This window comes from Sporosarcina sp. FSL W7-1283 (assembly GCF_038003105.1).
GTDB lineage: Bacteria > Bacillota > Bacilli > Bacillales_A > Planococcaceae > Sporosarcina > Sporosarcina newyorkensis.
The window spans coordinates 827,231-846,407 of the sequence record NZ_JBBOOL010000001.1 but is presented as its reverse complement, the minus strand read 5'-3'; the positions used below and the strand labels follow the sequence as shown (position 1 = coordinate 846,407).

Below are 19,177 nucleotides of genomic sequence, written 5' to 3'. Positions count from 1 at the left end.
TATTCTTTAATAGTTTGTCCTGTTAATTTCTTAAAGATCTTCTGCCAACTGTATCAAATCATCTGACGAGTGAGCAATCACTCCCACCGCTTGATTGATTTCTTGTAGAATTTGCACAGTACTCTCAACGGAATTTTTGGATTGTTCACTTTGCTCTTTCATACCTGAAACAGCTTGTATGATTTCATTGTAGGAATTTGTCACTCGTAGATTGCCGGCAGAACTTTCTTGAATCAACCGTTCCATTACTTGTACAAAATTGGACATGTCGTTCATATTCGTATTTGTTTCTTCAATCATAGCCGTGACAGTACTGATCGCTTTCTTTGTCTCAACAGATAAATTGCGTACTTCTGCCGCCACCACAGCAAACCCTTTACCATGTTGTCCGGCTCTTGCTGCTTCAATCGCCGCATTCAATGAAAGGAGGTTCGTTTGATCGGCAATGGACGTAATGAGCGTTACAACCTCACGTATATGATCCGTAGACTTGTATAGTGCTTCCATGCGGTCCATCAGATCTGTCGTAAACTCTACAATCTGTTCAAATTTTTGTGACTGCTGATTCACCAATTCTTTGTTGGCAAGCGAAGTCGTTTCCGTATCCATAATAAACGACAAGCTATGAATCGTCATTTTCTCAAGAATTTGTGTTTTATTATAAAGTTCTTCTGAAGAAGCACTTGTCTGCTCGCTGACCGCTGCCAACTCTTGGGCGGTTCCCAACACCTTTTCCTTAACAATCATTTTCGAGTCTTCAACCTTTTGTCGATTTTCCTTATTTACATCTTCGTAAGCATCCAACACCAATTGCTGTTCAAAATTCAATATCTTCATGAATGCACGCAATGTACGAAATTGCCTTTCCCTCGGTATGTCCAGTTGTTCAATGAAGGTAAAAAACTCATCGCAAATTACATCAAAGGCAGCCAAATACCACTTCGATTCAAGGCCGATATGCACATGAACCTTCGCGATGGTTTTTCGCTGTTCCAAATAAGCTTCATCAATCCGACCATCGAATATCGACAATAAATGTCTGTTAAATGACGCTTTCAAACGCTCTCTGCTGCTATGATTGGAGATAATCTTATTCAATTTCGGTTCTGCATCCAAGGCTTTATAAAAAGCATCTACCATAACAGGCAGGATAGGTTGAACTTGATCTTTAATAGACAGAAGGAATCCAAGGTCATACTCCGTGAAATTAATCATATCCATTTGCTTTTTCACAGAAGGAGAATGATCCAATTGAATAACTCCAGTAATACAATCCAATTTAGTTCCCCTCGCTATTACTTCTGCCTTACGTTTATCTTTCTTAAATAAATACACCATGCCATTTATAACCCCTTCTTCCGAAATATTACTCTAAATACTTTTCACTATATAAGTTGTTCATTTTACCATACACCCACCACCTATTCTATTCCAATCCCAACTTCCTGCAATATAATTTAATTCCGACTTATTAACAGATTTAGTCAAAAAAAGCAGAGACGGAATTTTTCCGTCTCTGCTTTACATAACTTAAGATAGCTTAAATCGCTCCACAACGCCTTGGAGTTCTCCAGCAATTTTATTCATTTGAGTTGTCGAATTCGCCACTTGCTCGAGTTCGTGTTGTTGTGCCGCGGACGATGCACTCACTTCTTCAGCTGAAGCCGCTGTTTGTTCTGAAATAGCAGATACATTTTGAATGGCGAGGATTGCTTCGTCTTTATGCTCCATCATTTCGGTCAGCTCTTCTGACAACTCCGCAATCGCTTCACGGATTTGCTTCGTGATCTTAGCATTTCGGATAAATGATTCTTCCGTATCCGAAACGGATTGATTCTGACCTTCCATCAATTCCATGCTCTTGTCAATCACTTCCACCGTTTGTTCAGACTCTACTAAAATCTCTTTTACGGTTTCTTGAATTACCTCGGTTTCAACACGTGATTGTTCCGCCAGCTTCCGAACTTCATCCGCTACGACCGCAAAACCTTTCCCGCTCTCTCCTGCTCTTGCTGCCTCAATACTTGCATTGAGTGCGAGCAAGTTAGTACTTGCCGTAATATCATGTAAAGTTTGGATTACTTGATTGATCGACGATATCTTAGTAGATAGCGTTTCAATCTGAAGTTGAACTTTGTGATTCATATCATTGGCGGATGTATTATGGTCGCGTAATTTCTTCACTTCACCAATACCATCTTCCGTAGCATCAGAAGCTTGTCCAGATAAATTGTTCATAGTATGGAACATTTCATTCAAGTGTTCCATACGATCAGCCAAGTCGGATATACGAAGACTCGTTTGCTCTGTATCTTCAGACTGACGTGACGCACCTTGCGCAATTTCATCGGTCGCTACTGAAACTTCCTGATTCGCAGCTACAAGCTCTTCAAATGCGTGTGTTACTTGAGAAGATGAGTCACTCAATTGGGTAGATGACTGTTGCACTGTTCGTATCGCTTCATTCGTTCGTTGCAGCATATCGTTATAAGCCAATGAAACGGCACCAATTTCATCTTGCCGTACCGAATTTTCATCAACGAGCACCGTCAAATCTCCAGCCGCTGCTGTTTCCATTGAATGCTGCAATGCCCGCAATGGACGTAATTGTCGATAAATGAAAGCGGTAGAAGCCGCTGCCATGAGCAACACAATGACGACTGCCGAAATAATCGTGATCCACAAAATTGAATTGAACGTTTCCAAGATTTTCGATTTAGGTGTTACTGTCTGCACTGTCCATGTTTCATCAATATCCTTTAAAGTAATAGGCGCAAACGCGTTGAAGGCAGTTTCGCCTAAACTCTGCGAATCAACGTATAGATTCGAAAGTTCGCCTTTGTCCATAACTTCTTTGACACTTGCCCAATCAATGGAATCCTGCATATTGGCGCCGTTCATTTCTTCTTTCAGACTATTTGCTGTTACATGGCCATTGTCTGTAATAACCGATGCATAGCCTCCATCAGGTTTAATAGAATTTACCAAATCTGTTAAGAAATCAATGGATAAATCGGTCGTCAACAGACCGAAATAAGTACCTGCTGAATCAAGTAATGGCACAGAAATAGTTGTCATAAGAATCGTTTGTCCGTTTGTATCGTATGCATAAGGTTCCGTCAGAATCGCACGCTGTTCTGATTTCGGCACTGTATACCATAAGTTGGCTTCCGGATCGTCCATCCCGCTTAGAGGCTCGACACCGATTGTTGACCCTTCTTTAAAGGTATACGGAATGAATTGTTGATCATCATCCAGTAGATCCTGTGGTATTGCATCTTTATTCGCAATGGCTGCTTGATTGATGACAGCTGCCATTCCTGTTGCATCCTCATTATTTTGAAGGTTGTTCTTGATGATTCGAATGACTTCATCCGCATGAAGATCTCCTTCTGCTCGCTGAGTTTCCAAAATATGTTTAGTTGTTCGCAGCATTTCATTCGTTTCTTTTAGCTTTTCACTCAAAGCAAGCGAACTCTTATTTGTGCTTTCCATTGCAAATTCTTCCGCATCACGCAGGCTTTGCTTATGTAACATGACACTTGTGACGACCGAATACACTAAAAACAATAATAAAAATAATGCAATGATTAACCCTGACAGCCGCATCGCAATACTTCTAGATTTTTTCACTTTATTAGGACCTCCTAGGTAAATATACAGTATTATTACAGTATACCTTTAGTCCTTGTTAAAAGAAAGGGATGAATAGTCAAATTTTAAAAAGAATAGGCAAAAGTAGCAGAGGAACCATCCAAACCAGCTAAGTACCGCACAATCATGTCAACCTAGTAAAAATAGATGAACAAAACGCTCTCTCATACAAAAAATGAGCTGCCAGAAATTTTCTGGACAGCCCTTTATTCCTTAATTTCGTTCCGTCATCTGGCGCCAAATAGAACCTTTAGCTTCCTCGCCTTCTTCAATGCGGGCAATCGCCATGCGCACTTGCAGCTTCACTTCAAATTCCGGATCATTTTCCGCTTCATGTAAAGCAGGCAACGCGTCCTCCGTACCAGTTTCATATAAGAACATTGCTGCACGCCAGCGGACGAGTTTGTTTTTATCTTTCAATAAACGAATCGCCGCAGGTTCGAACCCAACATATCCTAGGTCGCTCATACAGTCTGCTGCCGTACGGCGAACCGCCCAGCTTTTGTCTTCTAATGCTTTTTCGATAAACGGAATAACCGATTCATCTTCAATCATTCCGAGATAAACCGTAGCGAGACGACGGATTGACATTTTCTCGTCTTCAAGTGCAACGGACAATACTGGATAATCGGACGCATCCGGGTCCGGCATTTGGTCTAATAGCTGGAAACGTTTTTCCCATTCAGGAACAGTGAACTCAGCGAGCGTTACTTTTTGGCCTCTAACTTTTGTTTCATCATCGGCTTTTTCAGCTTTTTCTACCAGTTCTTGCAGACGTTTTTCTGGATAAGCTGCTTCCAGTTCCTGCGCGACTTGGTCTCCCACTTCTTGCAGTTCACCGTAACGAATGCCATAGTCCGCCCATTTTCTCAATAAAATATAGTTCTCCACTTCGGAGTGGTGTACAGCTTCCATTGCGTTGACGAAGCGTTCACTCAAACCGAAACGCACTTCCGCATCGCTGTTGAAAACTTTGACTTGCAATGGAATGTCCTTATATGTCTGTACATGAACATATACTTCCCCGTAGTGTTCATCTATTTCCATGTCTCCCGATTGTTCCGTTACATCGCCTTCTTCATTTAAAACAGCGCGTACTTCTGCGAGTATAGACTCCCAAGGGACATTGCCGATCCGCTCGACTGCCATGAAATCCAACACATGATAAATTCCTTTCACACCTTGGATTGCCAAGAGTGAACGGATCGGTTCAGGTGCTTCAGTTTCATCTTTCTTTTTATAATTATGACTCTTCCCTTCAGGTAATGCAGTATCCATGATGATTTTCATCGAATTGGGACTAGGTGTCGGTTCAATTGCTTTTATTTTCAACGAAATCTCCTCCATCTACTCTTTCTTTCTTAGTCGGCTAATTCCTGTAAATACGACCAGCGTTCGATCAGCTCTTCATATTGTGTATTGAGCTCTGTCAACTGTTCATCGAGTAAGCGAAGCCGATCGTAATCAGATCCCGTTCCTGCCATTTCTTGTTCGGTCGCTGTGATTTTTTCTTCAAGTACTTCTATATCCGACTCAATGGTTTCCCATTGCTTCTTCTCCGAATAGGTCATCTTCTTTTTCTGTTTTAATTCTTCTTGAGGCTGCACTTCTATTTTCTTCGGTGCTTTTTCCTCTTTCAATGGAGTCTCCTCCAAGAAGTCGGAATACAGACCGAGCCATACATTTATGTCTCCTGTCCCATCCAATACCCAAAGCTTTCGTGATATACGATCGAGGAAAAAACGATCATGCGAGATGGTAACGACGACGCCAGTAAACGTATCGATAAAGGATTCTAAGACAGACAGTGTCTCAAGATCTAAGTCATTCGTCGGTTCATCTAGCAGCAGGACATTCGGCTGCTCCATCAAAAGCTTCAACAAATAGAGCCGTTTTCGCTCGCCGCCAGAAAGCTTCCCAATTGGCGTACCATGTGAAGAAGCCGGAAATAAAAATCGCTCCAACATTTGTGTAGCTGATAATCGTGCGCCGCTTCCATCTTCTATATCATTGGATGTTTCACGGATATATTCAATAATTCGCTGATTTTCATCCATTGGCGGAATATGCTGATGAAAATGCGCAATCTTCACCGTCGCTCCTCTTTCGATATTACCAGTATCTGGTGCAATGGTGCCTTCCAACATCTTAAGAAGTGTTGACTTACCAACACCGTTCGGACCGACGATGGCAATTCTGTCTTTTGCCTGTAAAATTGCGGAGAACGGATGCAAAATCACTTTTTGTCCAAACCTTTTGGTAATATCATTTATTTCCAGAACTTTCCTACCTAGACGTGAAGTTTTCAGATCCATTTCTAAATCTAATGAGGAGTCTGTCTGTTTCACTTTTTCTTCAAGTTCTTCGAAACGACCGATTCGTGCTTTTTGTTTGGTAGAACGCGCCTTGGCACCTCTGCGTATCCATTTTAATTCATTACGATAACGATTGCGGTCTTTCTGCTCAGACGCAGCGGCCATTTCTTCGCGCAATGCTTTGGATTCCAAGTAGTCGGCGTAGTTTCCTGTATGCGAATACAATGTTTGATTCGCCAATTCATATATATGGGTTGCTACTTGATCTAAAAAGTACCGATCGTGCGTGATGAACATAACGGCGCCTTGAATATTTTGCAGGAAGTCTTGCAACCAACGAATGGATTCCACATCCAAATGGTTTGTCGGCTCATCCAGCAACAATAGATCTGCCGGCTCGATTAGCACTTTCGCTAAAGCTACCCGTTTTTGCTGGCCTCCTGAAAGTTCGCCCATCTTCCGATCAAACATATCAATTCCAAGCTTCATGAGAATCGTTCGTGCCTGGGCATTCAAATCCCACCCACCTGTTGCGTCCATTTCATTTTGCAAACGCGTAAAACGTTCTTGAAGCTCAGGGTTTGATGAATCTGATGAAAGTTCTTGCAAAGCATGCTCATAATGAAGATTCAGCTGAATGATCGGTGCATCACTCTTAAACACTGTCTCCATCACTGTCAGTTCAGGATCCACAACTGGCTCCTGAGGAAGAAAGGCGATACGGAATTTATTCGGATGATCCGCTGCATAAGAATCCGCTTCCTCTTGTCCTGCCAGTATGGATAATAAAGTAGATTTACCGGTTCCGTTGATGCCGATTAACCCGATCTTCTCACCGCTTGTAATGGCAAATTCTACATCTTTAAACAAGGTTTTATCGCCAACCGTTTTGGTTAATTTTTCTACAACTAAATGACTCATAACACCACATCCTATCTTCAAGCTGCTATTCCTAGTATAGCTGAAAAACACTTCTATAGGGGACAACGAAAACCTGACAAAAGAAAAGAACTTGAGCCGAGTGGGGTCAAGTTCTTTCCTTTCTATTATTTAGACGATTCATAAAGCGGCGTGGGATTTGATTTCGCAAGATCCACTGCTCTTTTCAATTGTCTCAAATGGCGTTTTTCGTGGAAACCGACGAAACGGAACCACTGGATTAACGGTACGTTCCCGAAGACCGGGTGCTTGATGGACTTGCTGCGTAACTCTTCTTCAGTTGCCGAGTCGTAGATATCCAATAGAAAATTTCGAGACTGATGTAGACGTTCTTTAGTCTCTGAAATTGAGAGATACGTATCCGTCGGTTCTGTGTATTCCAATAAATAAGCCTTGATTAGAGGACTGGCCGATACACTGATCGGTTTTTTGAAAACCCGCGGACTGTCAGGGTTTTTCAATTCTTTGGCAATGTTTGTAGCAACTCGGCACTCCATTAATGCTAAATGTTCTACGATCTGCTTGGGAGACCAGCCGCCGCATGAGGGCGTTCCGTTAAATTCCTCATCTGTTAAGCCGTCGATCAACTGTAAGATGCGTTTACGGACTTTGATGTTTTCTCCAAAAACCACCAACATCCTCCTCCATTTCTTCCTCATAATCATTACTATTGAAATAGCATACGCTTTTTCCTATCAGATTTAAAGAGGGAACGGTTATATTTCATACTTGTAATAATGAAGAAAATTCATGGATTTCGAATGCTCTTTGAACTCTTGCAAAAGTGTACATTTGTATTGATTTCTAAATTGGTAAAAAAGGCAATAGCATGTATACAAAGAAAGCTCAAAGTAAAGGTGAAATCTGATGACCGGACATTTTGGCGAACTTCTTTCAGGATCCAGCCGTTGCGTAATGCACTTCATTCGGAACATATTGAGATGCAAATTCAACACTTCTCTGGAAGTTATTCCAAGCGAGCTTTTTATCAATTAAAGGCTGACCGCTAACTGAAAAATCGCACTTTAGCTTAAAGTGTTTACATTGGACGGATAAACAGTATAATGTATAAATATTCACTTTATACATCAAAGACAAGGAGAGAACTACCTTGAAGAAATATACCGCTAGTACGTGGTTTGTATTTTTGATTCCTTCCCTTCTCGGGATTATGCTATTTATGATTCCATTGCCATTTCAGGATGGCTGGAAAGTACCGATCGCCAAACTAGCCGACTTAATGGCAGGATCGCTGGAACCCGTTATCTCGCAGTTGATGATGGTGATGATCATACTCTCTGCATTAGGCTCCATCCTATTTTCATTCGTAAGAAAGGATCCTCAGCGTCCTTCATTTTTTGTAAATTTATTCAAAGTGACACCTTTCTGGACGATCACTCGCGTAATTGGTGCAGTGTTCTCTGTCATGGTCGTCTTTAAATTAGGACCTGAAGCCATTTGGAGTGAAAATACAGGTGGCTTACTATTGGCAAGTGACGGACTTGTATCCTTTTTGTTCAGTATTTTCTTCTTCGCGGGACTTTTGCTTCCGCTTTTGCTGAACTTCGGATTACTAGAGTTTTTCGGAACGCTGATGGTCAAGATCATGCGGCCTTTATTCAATCTACCAGGACGCTCTTCCATTGATGCACTTGCTTCGTGGATTGGAGACGGAACAATTGGTGTTTTATTAACGAGTAAACAGTATGAAGAAGGCCATTATACACAGCGTGAAGCTGCCATTATATCTACCACATTTTCTGTTGTATCGATTACATTTTCATTGGTCATCATCGATACGGTCGGAATGGCAGATTACTTCCTTCCATTTTACGGAACAGTAGTTTTAACCGGATTGATTTTGGCTCTCGTCATGCCGCGGATCTATCCTTTACGTTCTATTAAGAATACATATATCGACGATCGGGAGTTTTCACTTGAAGATGAAAAATTGCCTGAAGGGACGAATGTATTTGCATTAGGCTTGGATACTGCATTACAGACGGCTTCAAAACAACGCTCCATTGGAAAAACCGTCAAAATGGGTTTTCAAAACGTACTTGACATGTGGTTTGGAGTCGCACCAGTAGTCATGGCTTTCGGGACAGTAGCTTTGATGCTTGCGGAATATACGAGCATCTTTCGAATCCTGGGTAAACCATTCGAATACATTCTGGAGTTTTTGAGAATACCCGAAGCAGCAGATGCAGCACAGACGATGGTCGTCGGATTTGCGGATATGTTTTTACCCGTTATTTTGGCGGAAGGCGTCATCACTTCGCCTGTCACATTATTTACCATCGCAGCGGTATCAGTCGTACAGCTCATTTATATGTCTGAAGTCGGCGGATTGATTTTAGGAACGAAAATTCCTTTGAACATTTTTGATTTACTGATCATTTTCTTGCTTCGCACCATTATCGCATTACCGATTATAGCAGGTATTGCACATTTATTATTTTGGTTTGTGGACAAAGTATAGGAAAAGGGAAATATTCCTTAACGTAAAATCAATTGCACTTATAGAGCTGTCACAGAAAGTCAGAAATGACTTTCCGTGACAGCTTTTATGCGTAATAAGACAATGAAATTAGCGGGAACGAACCAAACCATCATTGCACCGAACCATAGTTTCATCAGACCGAGCTAATACTCCTCTATACCTCACATTTGTTAGGCCAGACCGAACCAATGTATAACCAACACGCACCAAACTACCAGCGCAACGCACATTTCTATTGCCATAACCACTGCCCCATAAGACAAAAACTTTCCCATAAAAAAACAAGAACCGCTCAAATTGACATAGGAAAACTCTTTCTCAAACAATCCCGCCTGATGAATAAAAATAAAAAAACTGCCTTTCAGTTAAGAAAGGCAGCCAAATGAACATCTTGAAAGCAACAATGTCTTTAAATCCTTAGAATGTCCGCAAGTAAGGGAGGGTTGCGATTAGGTGAGACTTTGCGACATCGGCTTCCAAGTGTTTCCGCGATGTACAGTTATGCTGACGGTATCCCGAAAGCCATCTATACAGTCAGGTCTCTGTATAGATCGCATTCGGACTTTGATGGAGCGGCAGTTCTAGCATCCTATCTGCCGCTGCTACGTCAAAAAATTACTTCACTTCACTTCACTAATTTCGGCTGGTAAATGTTGTACTTTCACAGCAAATTTCGTCAACTCATTCCCCAAAATCGGACTTGGTTCAGTTGATTGTGCTTTCGATTCGTGAGACTTTGCATTCTCTCGGCTATTCAGCCAGTTTTGAAAATACTTTTCGTCTTCCCAAGTCGTGCAAACTTTCACTTCATCCTGATCTTCAGCATCCTGCTTCAATAGAACTTCCATTCGAATGAATCCTTCAAATGTGTGGACTGTTTTCGCTCGTTGAAAACGTGCAGTCACCTGTTCCCCTTTTCCTTTTTCCACAAAAATCGTATTCACTGCTGTCATCATTTGCATTGCACTACCTCCTCTTTCATCGTCTGTAAATAGTCTACTACATGTTGCGCTTGGTCACCGCCTACTACCGCATGCCGCAATAATGGAATACCATGCGGACCTTTTAATTCTCGCCAGTCGGGATACCACTTCAGCATTGATTGGACAATTTCCAGTTCACCCAGCATAGCGGCTGCAAAAATATCCATACGTGCTCCTTTTGCTACTAAATACTCCGCAATATCCCGGTTTCCAGTATGCGCAGCAGCCCCCAACCCGCTCTCCCAGTCATCGCCACCCCAGTTCATCACAGCATGAACCAAATCAGGTTCCTTTTCAATCAACTTCTGTACTTCCTCAAAATTGCCATGTGTCGCAATTAAATATTGCCGTACAAGTCCTTGGTCAATTGGCTGTTTCTTTTCTCCCTCTGCTCTCATGACATTCTCCCTTTCGTAATTTACTAGGTGTGAAAAAACATTTCCCATTCTTCATGAAAATTTCCGCATCAATTTCAAAAATTGAATGGAACATGTCTTTGCACAAAACACATTGTGGAATACCATCGAACCGTACCCTTCCATCTTTTAATACGATCATGCGGTCACTATAACTGGCTGCTTGATTGATATCATGGAGCACCATGACAATGGTCATGCCGTACGACTCATTCAGTTCCGCCACAAGCTCCATCACTTCCAGCTGATGTGAAATATCCAAATACGTGGTTGGTTCATCGAGCAACAAAATTTTCGGACGCTGGGCAATCGCCATGGCAATCCAGGCACGTTGCCGTTCCCCCCCAGACAATGAATGCAATAGACGATTTTTATAAGCACCTAAATTCGTTACTTCAATCGCCCAATCAATGATCTCCTGATCCTCCCGGCTAAGTTTTCCATACGCAGTACGATGAGGATGTCTGCCGAATTCCACTAGCTCTCCCACCGTCACATCCAATTGGTGATCTTGCATTTGCGGAAGCATCGCCAAATTCCTCGCCACTTCCTGCGACTTCATTCGCTTCAGACGTTCTCCGTTCAGCAAAACTTCACCGCTACCTGGCGTAATCAGCCGCGAGATCAGCCTCAAAAAAGTAGACTTGCCTGAACCATTCGGACCGATCAGACTGACGATTTCTCCTTGTTTAATATGAAGATCGATAGACGATAATCCGAATGAATCCGAATGACGATAGGAAAGTTCTTCAGTTACCAGCAAATGAATCCCTCCGTTTTTGAATTAAGTACAAGAAGAATGGACCGCCTAGGAAAGACAATAAAATACCAACAGGCAACTCGATCGGATTAAAAGCACTACGGGCGATCGTATCCGCCACCACAACAAGCAATCCACCGCCTAATGCCGAAGCTGGCAGAAGGAACCGATAATCGCCTCCAACAATCGAGCGCATAATATGCGGTACGACCAAACCGACAAAACCGATCAAGCCCGAAACGCTTACCGCCAATCCAGCAAGCAATGTACTCAAAACAATTAAGAAAAATCGACTTCGTTCCACGTTATGACCGAGTAATTTGGCTACTTCGTCTCCTAACCGTAAAATCCGAATATGCTTGATTGAAAAGATTGCTAACACAAGCGCGGCAATTACGTAATAAATAATCATCTCAAATTGCACCCAACCGACACCCGCTATTCCACCGGCAAGCCATGGCAGGACCGATTGAACCCGATCGCTGTACAGCAGCATGAGCGCACTCATGAAAGCACCAATAACGGCATTGATAGCGACACCGACAAGAATGATTCGCAGCGGTGATGCCCCGCCTCTCCAAGATAATGCGTAAATAACGAGAGCCGTCACGAATGCACCTAAAAAGGCAGCGAGCGGTAAGAACATAATGTATGCCGGAAAGATGATCATGATGGTTGTCGCTGCTAGTCCAGCGCCAGAAGATACGCCGATAATTCCCGGATCTGCGAGCGGGTTACGCATGATTCCTTGTAATATCGCCCCGGATGCCGCTAAGCTGGTTCCGACAATCATGCCGACTAAAACGCGTGGAAAACGAAGTTCCCAAACGATTCGCCGTTCCATCGTATCCGTTGATTGAAAGATGCCATTCCAAATCTCTTGCAAAGAGAACGAAACAGGTCCGATCATCAAACTGGCGATAGCTGCGACCATCAGTAAACTGCCGCTCGTCACTAACACGATGAGACGTTTTCTTGCAAGCGGGTGCTGATCTTTTTTTGTTCGTTCGTGTACAGCAATCATCTTATTTAACCTGGCCTAAACTTTCTTTCATTACTTCAAGTGCTTCGACTACTTTCGTTCCGGGATTCGTGCCAAATAAATGGGAAGGTAGGACGACAACATTTCCCGTTTTGACTGCATCTAAGTTTTTCCATGCAGGGTTCTTCAACATTTCGCCTTCGAACGCTGTCTTGACAGCTTCCGGCTCACCATGCGTAATCAACATGACCATTTCTGGATTGCGTTCAATGATTTTCTCGACACTTAAGCTTGCATATTGTGGATATTTCTCTTCGTTCGGGAAATCACTTGCGATATTTTCGCCGCCTGCCAGTTCCAATAAGTTACCGGATAAAGAGTTTGGAAGGGCTGCCAAGTATGTACCGGGTGCTCCATAGACAAGCAGTGTTCTGACAGGATCTGCTTTCTGTTCAGTGTTTTTCTGGATTTCACTTGCAATCTTATCTTGAATTGTTTGTGCTTCTTTTTCTTTATCGAATATTGTTCCAAACAATTCGATTGTATTTTGAATATCTTCAACGGAATTAGCCGCAGTATAAACTATTTTCGTTCCTTGACGCTCCATGTTTTCTTCATGCTGTTTGAAGCTTGGTGCAGCAATCAGGACTTCCGGATTTATTTCTGCAATCTTCTCAAAATTTGGCTGATGTGGATTCCCGATTTCTGCAACTTGTTCAAGTCCTTCTACTGAAGGTCCCTGCACAGTCGGGCGTCCTGCTACTTCAATTCCCAGTGCCAGTAACACATCTAAATCGCCTGAACTTAATGTGGCGACAGAAGATGGAGTTTTATCAAAAGTCAATGTCTGACCTGTCAGATCGGTTACTTCAATACTTGGATTGCCTGTCACTTCTGGCTCTTCAGCCTTTATAGGAGCCGCAGCCAGTTTATCTGCTGCTTGATCTTCTTCTGCACCACATGCTCCTAAGACCAATAGCAACAGGAGAAGACCTGCTACACTTACTAGTTTCTTCATCTCTCTCCATACCCCCTTATTTTAATGAGAACGTTTCTCATTGTAATCATCATAAGTGATAATGAGAATCATTGTCAAATAGATTTATGATTATGATTCGTTTGAACTACGGATAGTTTGGTAGGTTTAATTGGTTAGGGGGATACGGTGATCGCGTTGTTTGGTGTGGGGATTGCGTTGTTTGGTGCGGAAATAATGTAGTTTGGTTCGGGGATCGCATTGTTTGGTGCGGGGATCTCATAATTTAATACGATGATTATGTGTTTTGCTTCAATCCACAAGAAGTATAATACAGCTGTCAAAAACATGACGGATTCAGCAGTAGCTCAGGGTTTTTCCCGCTGAATCCATATGAATATTTGTTCATTTATTCATCTGAACTATCATTTCCTCTTTGGATCATCTGCATCCGTTCATTGAACAACGTAGGATACGAAAGCAAGCCTAGGCAGACACTTGTTAAAGCAGCTGTAGTTAATAACAAGAACACGACCAAGATTTGAAATTGTACAGCCTCCAAAGGATCTGCACCTGCGATGATTTGCCCGCTCATCATACCGGGTAATTGCACAAGCCCGATTGTTTTTTGGCTCTCAATCGTAGGAATCATGCTTGCTTGTATAGAGCGGATCAATTGTCGATGAATGGCTTGTTTGGGAGTACCTCCAAGGGATAAAATCAACTCGCTTTCTGAACGGTGGGTTTCCACTTCCGCTACGAAGCGGTTAAGGAAAAGAATAGACAGGACCATTGAATTTCCGATCACCATACCCGTCAATGAAATAATATATTGAGCTGTCGCGGGAACAATTTTGAATCCCAGCAAAATACCTTGTGTCAAGACTTCTAATAGAACAAAAGTTACGATCAGCTTCCATGTGATCCCTTTTATTTGCTGGCCTTTTTTACGGGCGTTCTGAACAGCAGCGCCAATCATCAGGGAAACCATTAAAAAGATGAACAAATAACTTTCCGAATCAAAGACGAATTTTAATACAAAACCAACTAGCAACAATTGAACTGTAGAGCGTACCGTAGCAATAACCGTGTCTTTTTCCAGTTGCAATCCAAGTGTCTTGGATAGGATGATTGGAATGAAAACGAAGATTAACGTCAGCAGGAGGGCCGTCGTACTCATTTGAATTCCCCTCTCAAAAAGCGTTCTACAGATGGATCATCTGAATGTTGTAATGCAGAAATATTCCCTGTCTGCACAAGCTGACCGTCGATCATAATCCAAGCGTAATGCCCCATTCTCTTTGCCTGTTCTAAATTATGTGTAATCCAAACAACCGTAATTTGATGGACTTCGTTAAGCTTGCGAATCAATTCCTCTACTTCGCGTAATGATGAAGGATCGAGTGCAGAAGTGATTTCATCAAGCAAAAGGATATTGGATTCATTCAGCAATGTACGCGCAATCGAAACTTTTTGTTGCTGTCCTCCTGACAAGTTGCGGCTATTGCGACGTAAGTATTTTCGATCAAGCCCTACTTGATTCAATATATTGGTCGCTTTTTCTTCACTTAATTCCTTGCCTTGCAGACGTAATGGCAATGACAAATTATCGTAAACACTGCCGTCCATCACTGGGGAATTCTGCAGAACCATCCCTGCTTGTCGACGCAATTGTATTGGTGTAATGTCTTGAAGAGGCAGTCCTTCCACATAAACTTCTCCGCTTGTAGGGCTTAACAATCCATTACACATTTTCAATAACGTCGTTTTCCCTGCTCCTGAAGGTCCGACGAGCGTAGTAATTCTATGTTTAGGAAATGAACCAGTCACTTCTTTGAGAATTTCAGTATCTTTCACTTTATACGAGACTTTTTGAAAGTGGATTGCAGGTTCATATAACCTAGTTGTAGTTTCAGATTTCAACCTAATCACCTTTTCCCATATCGTCAATCCAGCTTCAATAAATCCAATGGTGTTATAATGCCGATCAATTTTTCATCTTTTCCTCCATGCTCCGTAATGAGCAATGCTTCCAAACGATTTCCTCGAAGAATCGACTTCTTAAAAAACTCTTCTGCTTCATAAACAGATAATGTACTTTTTACAAAACGATACGTGTTTTTACGTTTTTCGTGATTATAAACATCGTATAATGTCGGTATTTCCCGGGAAATGTCTTCGTGTTTTTGATCCGCCAGCCAATTCATAATTCCATTAGCGGTAATCAACCCGATGAACCTGCCTTTTTGATAGATCGGTATTTGGTTGAATTTCTTCTCTCTTACCATCTTTAACCCCGTTGCCAACGACTCCTTCGCTTGTAACGTATGTACTTTTCTACTGAAGAGATCCTTCACTGTCATAGGATTAGACAATTTTTTCTCGATCATTTCAATCATTTCTACGATCACGTCATGGGGCTCCGCAATCGCATAATTCAACCCTGTCCGATTATGTATAATTGCATTCCGCAAACTCCCGAACTCCCGCAACTCCTCTTCATAATGTCGAATCAGCGCATTTTTCTCTTTTGCTTTGTCAATTCTTCGGGAAAACGAAAAATGATTTGGCATGCCTGTTAGTTTTACTAAGGACTTATCAATACGATTATACGCGACGATAAAACGGTCTGAGTTTTTAGGCGTCATCCTACTTCCCCCTTTCTACTCTAGGCAAAGTATATCATAATCTATTAATTTCCTGAGTCTTTTGAAGACAGACAGATATACAAGTTTAACTGAGTGGTCAACATACAGAAAATCCTTCAACCATAATAGATTGAAGGATTTTCCGATTGTTATTGTATACGTTTCGCTTGCACAATAAGCCGATATTCATTGGATCGTTCTGGGTAGCACGTGATTAATGACAACAATGCAATTCCATTTTGACTATCTAAAATTTCCACCTGCTCCGGCTTGACGATTTGAATGTCAAATACTTTGTAACGTTGTATTCCGTCCAAAGTTTCATAAGTGAACTCCTTACCCGCTTCCATTTCATGAAGCCGGTTGAAGTACTTTCCGAATACATGCGATTGATGGCCTGCAATCGCATAACTGCCGTCGATCACGCCTGGTTGATCCATGTTTTCAATAGCACCTAAACCTTCTGACAATGTCTGCTCATCAGCTCCTAACAGCACGGGGGCTTCCAAGTCGATTTGCGGGATATCCAAAATGCCTTCGATTCCTTCAAGTTTCGGATCCAAAGTACCATTTGGGAATGCAGGATGTATGTCGGAAGAATTCGCTGCTTCCGCTTTCATCGCAGCAAAAGCATTTAATCGTTCTGATTGCTGCTTTTTATTTGAATGTACTCCCGAAATGAGCAGTAACAAAGTCGCCGCTCCCGCAATAATCAAGATGTTTGCTATCCATTTGACAAATGAGCCTTTCTTTATTGCTCCACGCTCACTCATTTTTGCTCAGCGCCCATTGTCGTGCTGTAAAACCGCCGATCATTAAGAACAGAGCCAAGATAGCTGTAAGGGCAGGATCCAAAAATCCTCCTGTTGTTGGCAATCGTTCAAATGAATTAGATGCAACTGGCTGTCCGGCTAATTGGTTGGATCTATCATTTATTACAGCTATATTGGCGTCGAATAATTGATTGTGTTTTGCAGGCGTCTGTGCCAACCATCCAGCAGCATTCAGATGATTCGGATTCACTGATCCATCAGAATTGTCGGCGTTTGGCTGTTTAACCGAACCGTTGTCTCCCCACATACCATTCGGCTGTTCTTCACTATTCGAATCGAAGTTGTTATTCTCTTGATTGGAATTCCCGTTTTCTTCAGGAACGTCTACAATCGGCGGCGTGGTATCGTTCGAATCCGGGATTGGAGTAGTTTCTCCATTCCCTTCATTCGAATTGGTGCCGTCATTTTCTTCGTTACCCACCACAGGGAGAGTTGGATTTTCATCTCTATCTTCTGGAGACGTTCCTGGCTGTCCATCATTATCATCAGGTTCCTTTGTACCGTTACTGTCGTCGTTTGGACTTTCATCAGGATTTGTTCCAGGCTGAGTGGTTGGGGGAACGATAGCTATTGATGTGAACGTTTCATTAGACAAGATATCTGCTTGCACTTCACCTAGAATAGGTAAAGTTACGCCCAACGTGATGCCGCTTTGTTTTGTATAGGTTCCGTCTTCTGTCGTTTGTTCTTGTTTTCTTAGAATATTTACAGCCGTATTTTTTAAAAGCGTACCATTTAACCCAATCTGAGCTAAGCCTGTGGAAAGAGAAGATTGGTTTTCCATTTCTCTTTCGTGATAGTCTAAAACACCGATAGACAGATCACCGACAATTGGAAGGTCCGTCACAATAGTGTTCACAATGCCCTGATCAAGTGAAAAGGAATCTTCATCTTTTTTCACATGCTGATCTAACACTCCTACATGCGTTTCATCCAAGACTGGAGCTTTTTCGATTGTCGCTTCCACTATGCCTCCATCGAATGAAGAGGAGTCTTCACCTTTTACAACATGGGAATCCAAGACGCCGACATGAGTGTCTTCCAGCAAGCCTGGCGCTTCTACATCTGCTTCGACTACTCCACGGTCACTTGTGATGCCGTCTTCAGTCTGCTTCACATGCTGATCTAACACTCCTACATGCGTTTCATCCAAGATTGGAGCTTTTTCGATTGTCGCTTCCACTATGCCGCCATCGAATGAAGAGGAGTCTTCACCTTTTACAACATGGGAATCCAAGACGCCGACATGAGTGTCTTCCAGCAAGCCTGGCGCTTCTACATCTGCTTCGACTACTCCACGGTCACTTGTGATGCCGTCTTCAGTCTGCTTCACGTGCTGATCTAACACTCCTACATGTGTTTCATCCAAGATTGGAGCTTTCTCGATTGTCGTTTCCACTATGCCTCCATCGAATGAAGAGGAGTCTTCATCTATTACAACGTGGGAATCCAAGATCCCTACATGGGTGTCATCCAGTAAACCGGGTGCTTCTAAATCCGCCTGCACTACCCCTCCTTTTTCTGTATAGGAATCATCCGTCTTCTCCACATGTTTGTCGAGCACGCCGACATGCGTTTCCTCCGCTACGGGTACCTTTTCGATATTCACTTCCACTACACTGCCATCATATGAAGTGGCTTCATCTGTCGTTTGGTGTTTCTTCTCTGCTATGCCAACTTCCGTTTCTCCAACGATTGGCAAATCATCCGCAGTGACATTCGTGATTGCAGTAGAGGTTTCAGACGTATCTAATTGCTGTGTTTTTTCTTCAGCGATTACGTCAACCTCTACATCATCTGTAACAGGTGTCGACAAATTCACAGTAGCAACAGCCTTCTTTTCTTGCGTTGTTTCCTGTTGGTCAACCTTTTTCACAGGTGCTACATCCACTTCCAGATTATCAACGATACCTTCGCTAACCTGTACTTTCGCAACAGATTGTTCACCTGTTTCAGACGAAGGAATTTGAACTTTCACATCACCGACAACTGGTACATCTTCTAAATGAACGTCAAGGAGCGGCTTTGCTTCATTCTGATCATTGACCTCTAAGGCAGTGTCCGTAGATTCGTCTGTTTCATTTGCCTGTCCTGCAGATGGGAATAAATATATCGATGCTCCGACAACGAATGTGATTCCGACTTGTTTCATCCAATTTGTTTTCATA

General features: G+C 42.4%; 16 protein-coding genes. 1 reads left to right on the top strand and 15 read right to left on the bottom strand.

Annotated elements, in window-relative coordinates; genetic code table 11:
* Positions 1–30: 30 nt before the first annotated feature.
* The 5 genes from MKY93_RS03975 to MKY93_RS03955 all read right to left on the bottom strand — a co-directional run bounded on the left by MKY93_RS03975 (position 31) and on the right by MKY93_RS03955 (position 7,546).
* Complete coding sequence (locus MKY93_RS03975; protein WP_340758330.1) at positions 31–1,335, bottom strand: globin-coupled sensor protein; 1,305 nt, start codon at positions 1,333–1,335, stop codon at positions 31–33.
* Between the two features lie 195 nt (positions 1,336–1,530).
* The gene (locus MKY93_RS03970; protein ID WP_340758329.1) at positions 1,531–3,633 is read right to left on the bottom strand and encodes a methyl-accepting chemotaxis protein; all 2,103 of its coding nucleotides are present in this window, start codon (positions 3,631–3,633) and stop codon (positions 1,531–1,533) included.
* Between the two features lie 234 nt (positions 3,634–3,867).
* Entirely contained in the window at positions 3,868–4,986 is a 1,119-nt protein-coding gene (locus MKY93_RS03965) for a virulence factor (RefSeq protein ID WP_040758398.1), read from the bottom strand.
* A 29-nt stretch (positions 4,987–5,015) separates the two neighbouring features.
* On the bottom strand, positions 5,016–6,890 hold the full coding sequence (locus MKY93_RS03960; protein ID WP_340758328.1) for an ABC-F family ATP-binding cassette domain-containing protein: 1,875 nt from the start codon (positions 6,888–6,890) through the stop codon (positions 5,016–5,018).
* Between the two features lie 125 nt (positions 6,891–7,015).
* Positions 7,016–7,546 carry a DinB family protein gene (locus MKY93_RS03955; protein ID WP_246602493.1) on the bottom strand — a complete coding sequence of 177 codons (531 nt, stop codon included), beginning with the start codon at positions 7,544–7,546 and terminating at the stop codon, positions 7,016–7,018.
* 473 nt (positions 7,547–8,019) lie between these two features.
* Between MKY93_RS03955 and MKY93_RS03950 the strand changes: the two genes are divergently transcribed.
* Positions 8,020–9,390: a YjiH family protein gene (locus MKY93_RS03950; RefSeq protein ID WP_340758327.1), complete on the top strand. Its 1,371-nt coding sequence runs from the start codon at positions 8,020–8,022 to the stop codon at positions 9,388–9,390.
* Positions 9,391–10,031: 641 nt separating this feature from the next.
* Here the strand turns inward: MKY93_RS03950 and MKY93_RS03945 are convergent.
* The 10 genes from MKY93_RS03945 to MKY93_RS03900 form a co-directional block, all read right to left on the bottom strand.
* Positions 10,032–10,373 (bottom strand): antibiotic biosynthesis monooxygenase, encoded by a 342-nt coding sequence (locus tag MKY93_RS03945; RefSeq protein ID WP_340758326.1) that lies wholly within the window; start codon positions 10,371–10,373, stop codon positions 10,032–10,034.
* Positions 10,364–10,792: an ankyrin repeat domain-containing protein gene (locus MKY93_RS03940; protein ID WP_340758325.1), complete on the bottom strand. Its 429-nt coding sequence runs from the start codon at positions 10,790–10,792 to the stop codon at positions 10,364–10,366. The genes MKY93_RS03945 and MKY93_RS03940 overlap by 10 nt, the downstream gene beginning before the upstream one ends.
* The gene (locus tag MKY93_RS03935; RefSeq protein ID WP_340758324.1) at positions 10,758–11,573 is read right to left on the bottom strand and encodes an ABC transporter ATP-binding protein; all 816 of its coding nucleotides are present in this window, start codon (positions 11,571–11,573) and stop codon (positions 10,758–10,760) included. Before MKY93_RS03935 ends, MKY93_RS03940 begins: the two co-directional genes overlap by 35 nt.
* Positions 11,560–12,591, bottom strand: coding sequence for a FecCD family ABC transporter permease (locus MKY93_RS03930; RefSeq protein ID WP_425441334.1), 1,032 nt, complete (start codon positions 12,589–12,591; stop codon positions 11,560–11,562). The genes MKY93_RS03935 and MKY93_RS03930 overlap by 14 nt, the downstream gene beginning before the upstream one ends.
* 4 nt (positions 12,592–12,595) lie before the next feature.
* Positions 12,596–13,570 carry an ABC transporter substrate-binding protein gene (locus MKY93_RS03925; protein WP_078817176.1) on the bottom strand — a complete coding sequence of 325 codons (975 nt, stop codon included), beginning with the start codon at positions 13,568–13,570 and terminating at the stop codon, positions 12,596–12,598.
* A gap of 367 nt (positions 13,571–13,937) precedes the next feature.
* Positions 13,938–14,708, bottom strand: coding sequence for an ABC transporter permease (locus tag MKY93_RS03920; protein ID WP_078817174.1), 771 nt, complete (start codon positions 14,706–14,708; stop codon positions 13,938–13,940).
* Positions 14,705–15,451 carry an ABC transporter ATP-binding protein gene (locus MKY93_RS03915; protein WP_340758323.1) on the bottom strand — a complete coding sequence of 249 codons (747 nt, stop codon included), beginning with the start codon at positions 15,449–15,451 and terminating at the stop codon, positions 14,705–14,707. Before MKY93_RS03915 ends, MKY93_RS03920 begins: the two co-directional genes overlap by 4 nt.
* A gap of 23 nt (positions 15,452–15,474) precedes the next feature.
* Positions 15,475–16,176, bottom strand: coding sequence for a CBS domain-containing protein (locus MKY93_RS03910; RefSeq protein WP_078817172.1), 702 nt, complete (start codon positions 16,174–16,176; stop codon positions 15,475–15,477).
* A gap of 149 nt (positions 16,177–16,325) precedes the next feature.
* Entirely contained in the window at positions 16,326–16,949 is a 624-nt protein-coding gene (locus MKY93_RS03905) for a class D sortase (RefSeq protein WP_340758322.1), read from the bottom strand.
* On the bottom strand, positions 16,942–19,176 hold the full coding sequence (locus MKY93_RS03900; protein ID WP_340758321.1) for a hypothetical protein: 2,235 nt from the start codon (positions 19,174–19,176) through the stop codon (positions 16,942–16,944). The genes MKY93_RS03905 and MKY93_RS03900 overlap by 8 nt, the downstream gene beginning before the upstream one ends.
* Position 19,177: the final 1 nt, after the last annotated feature.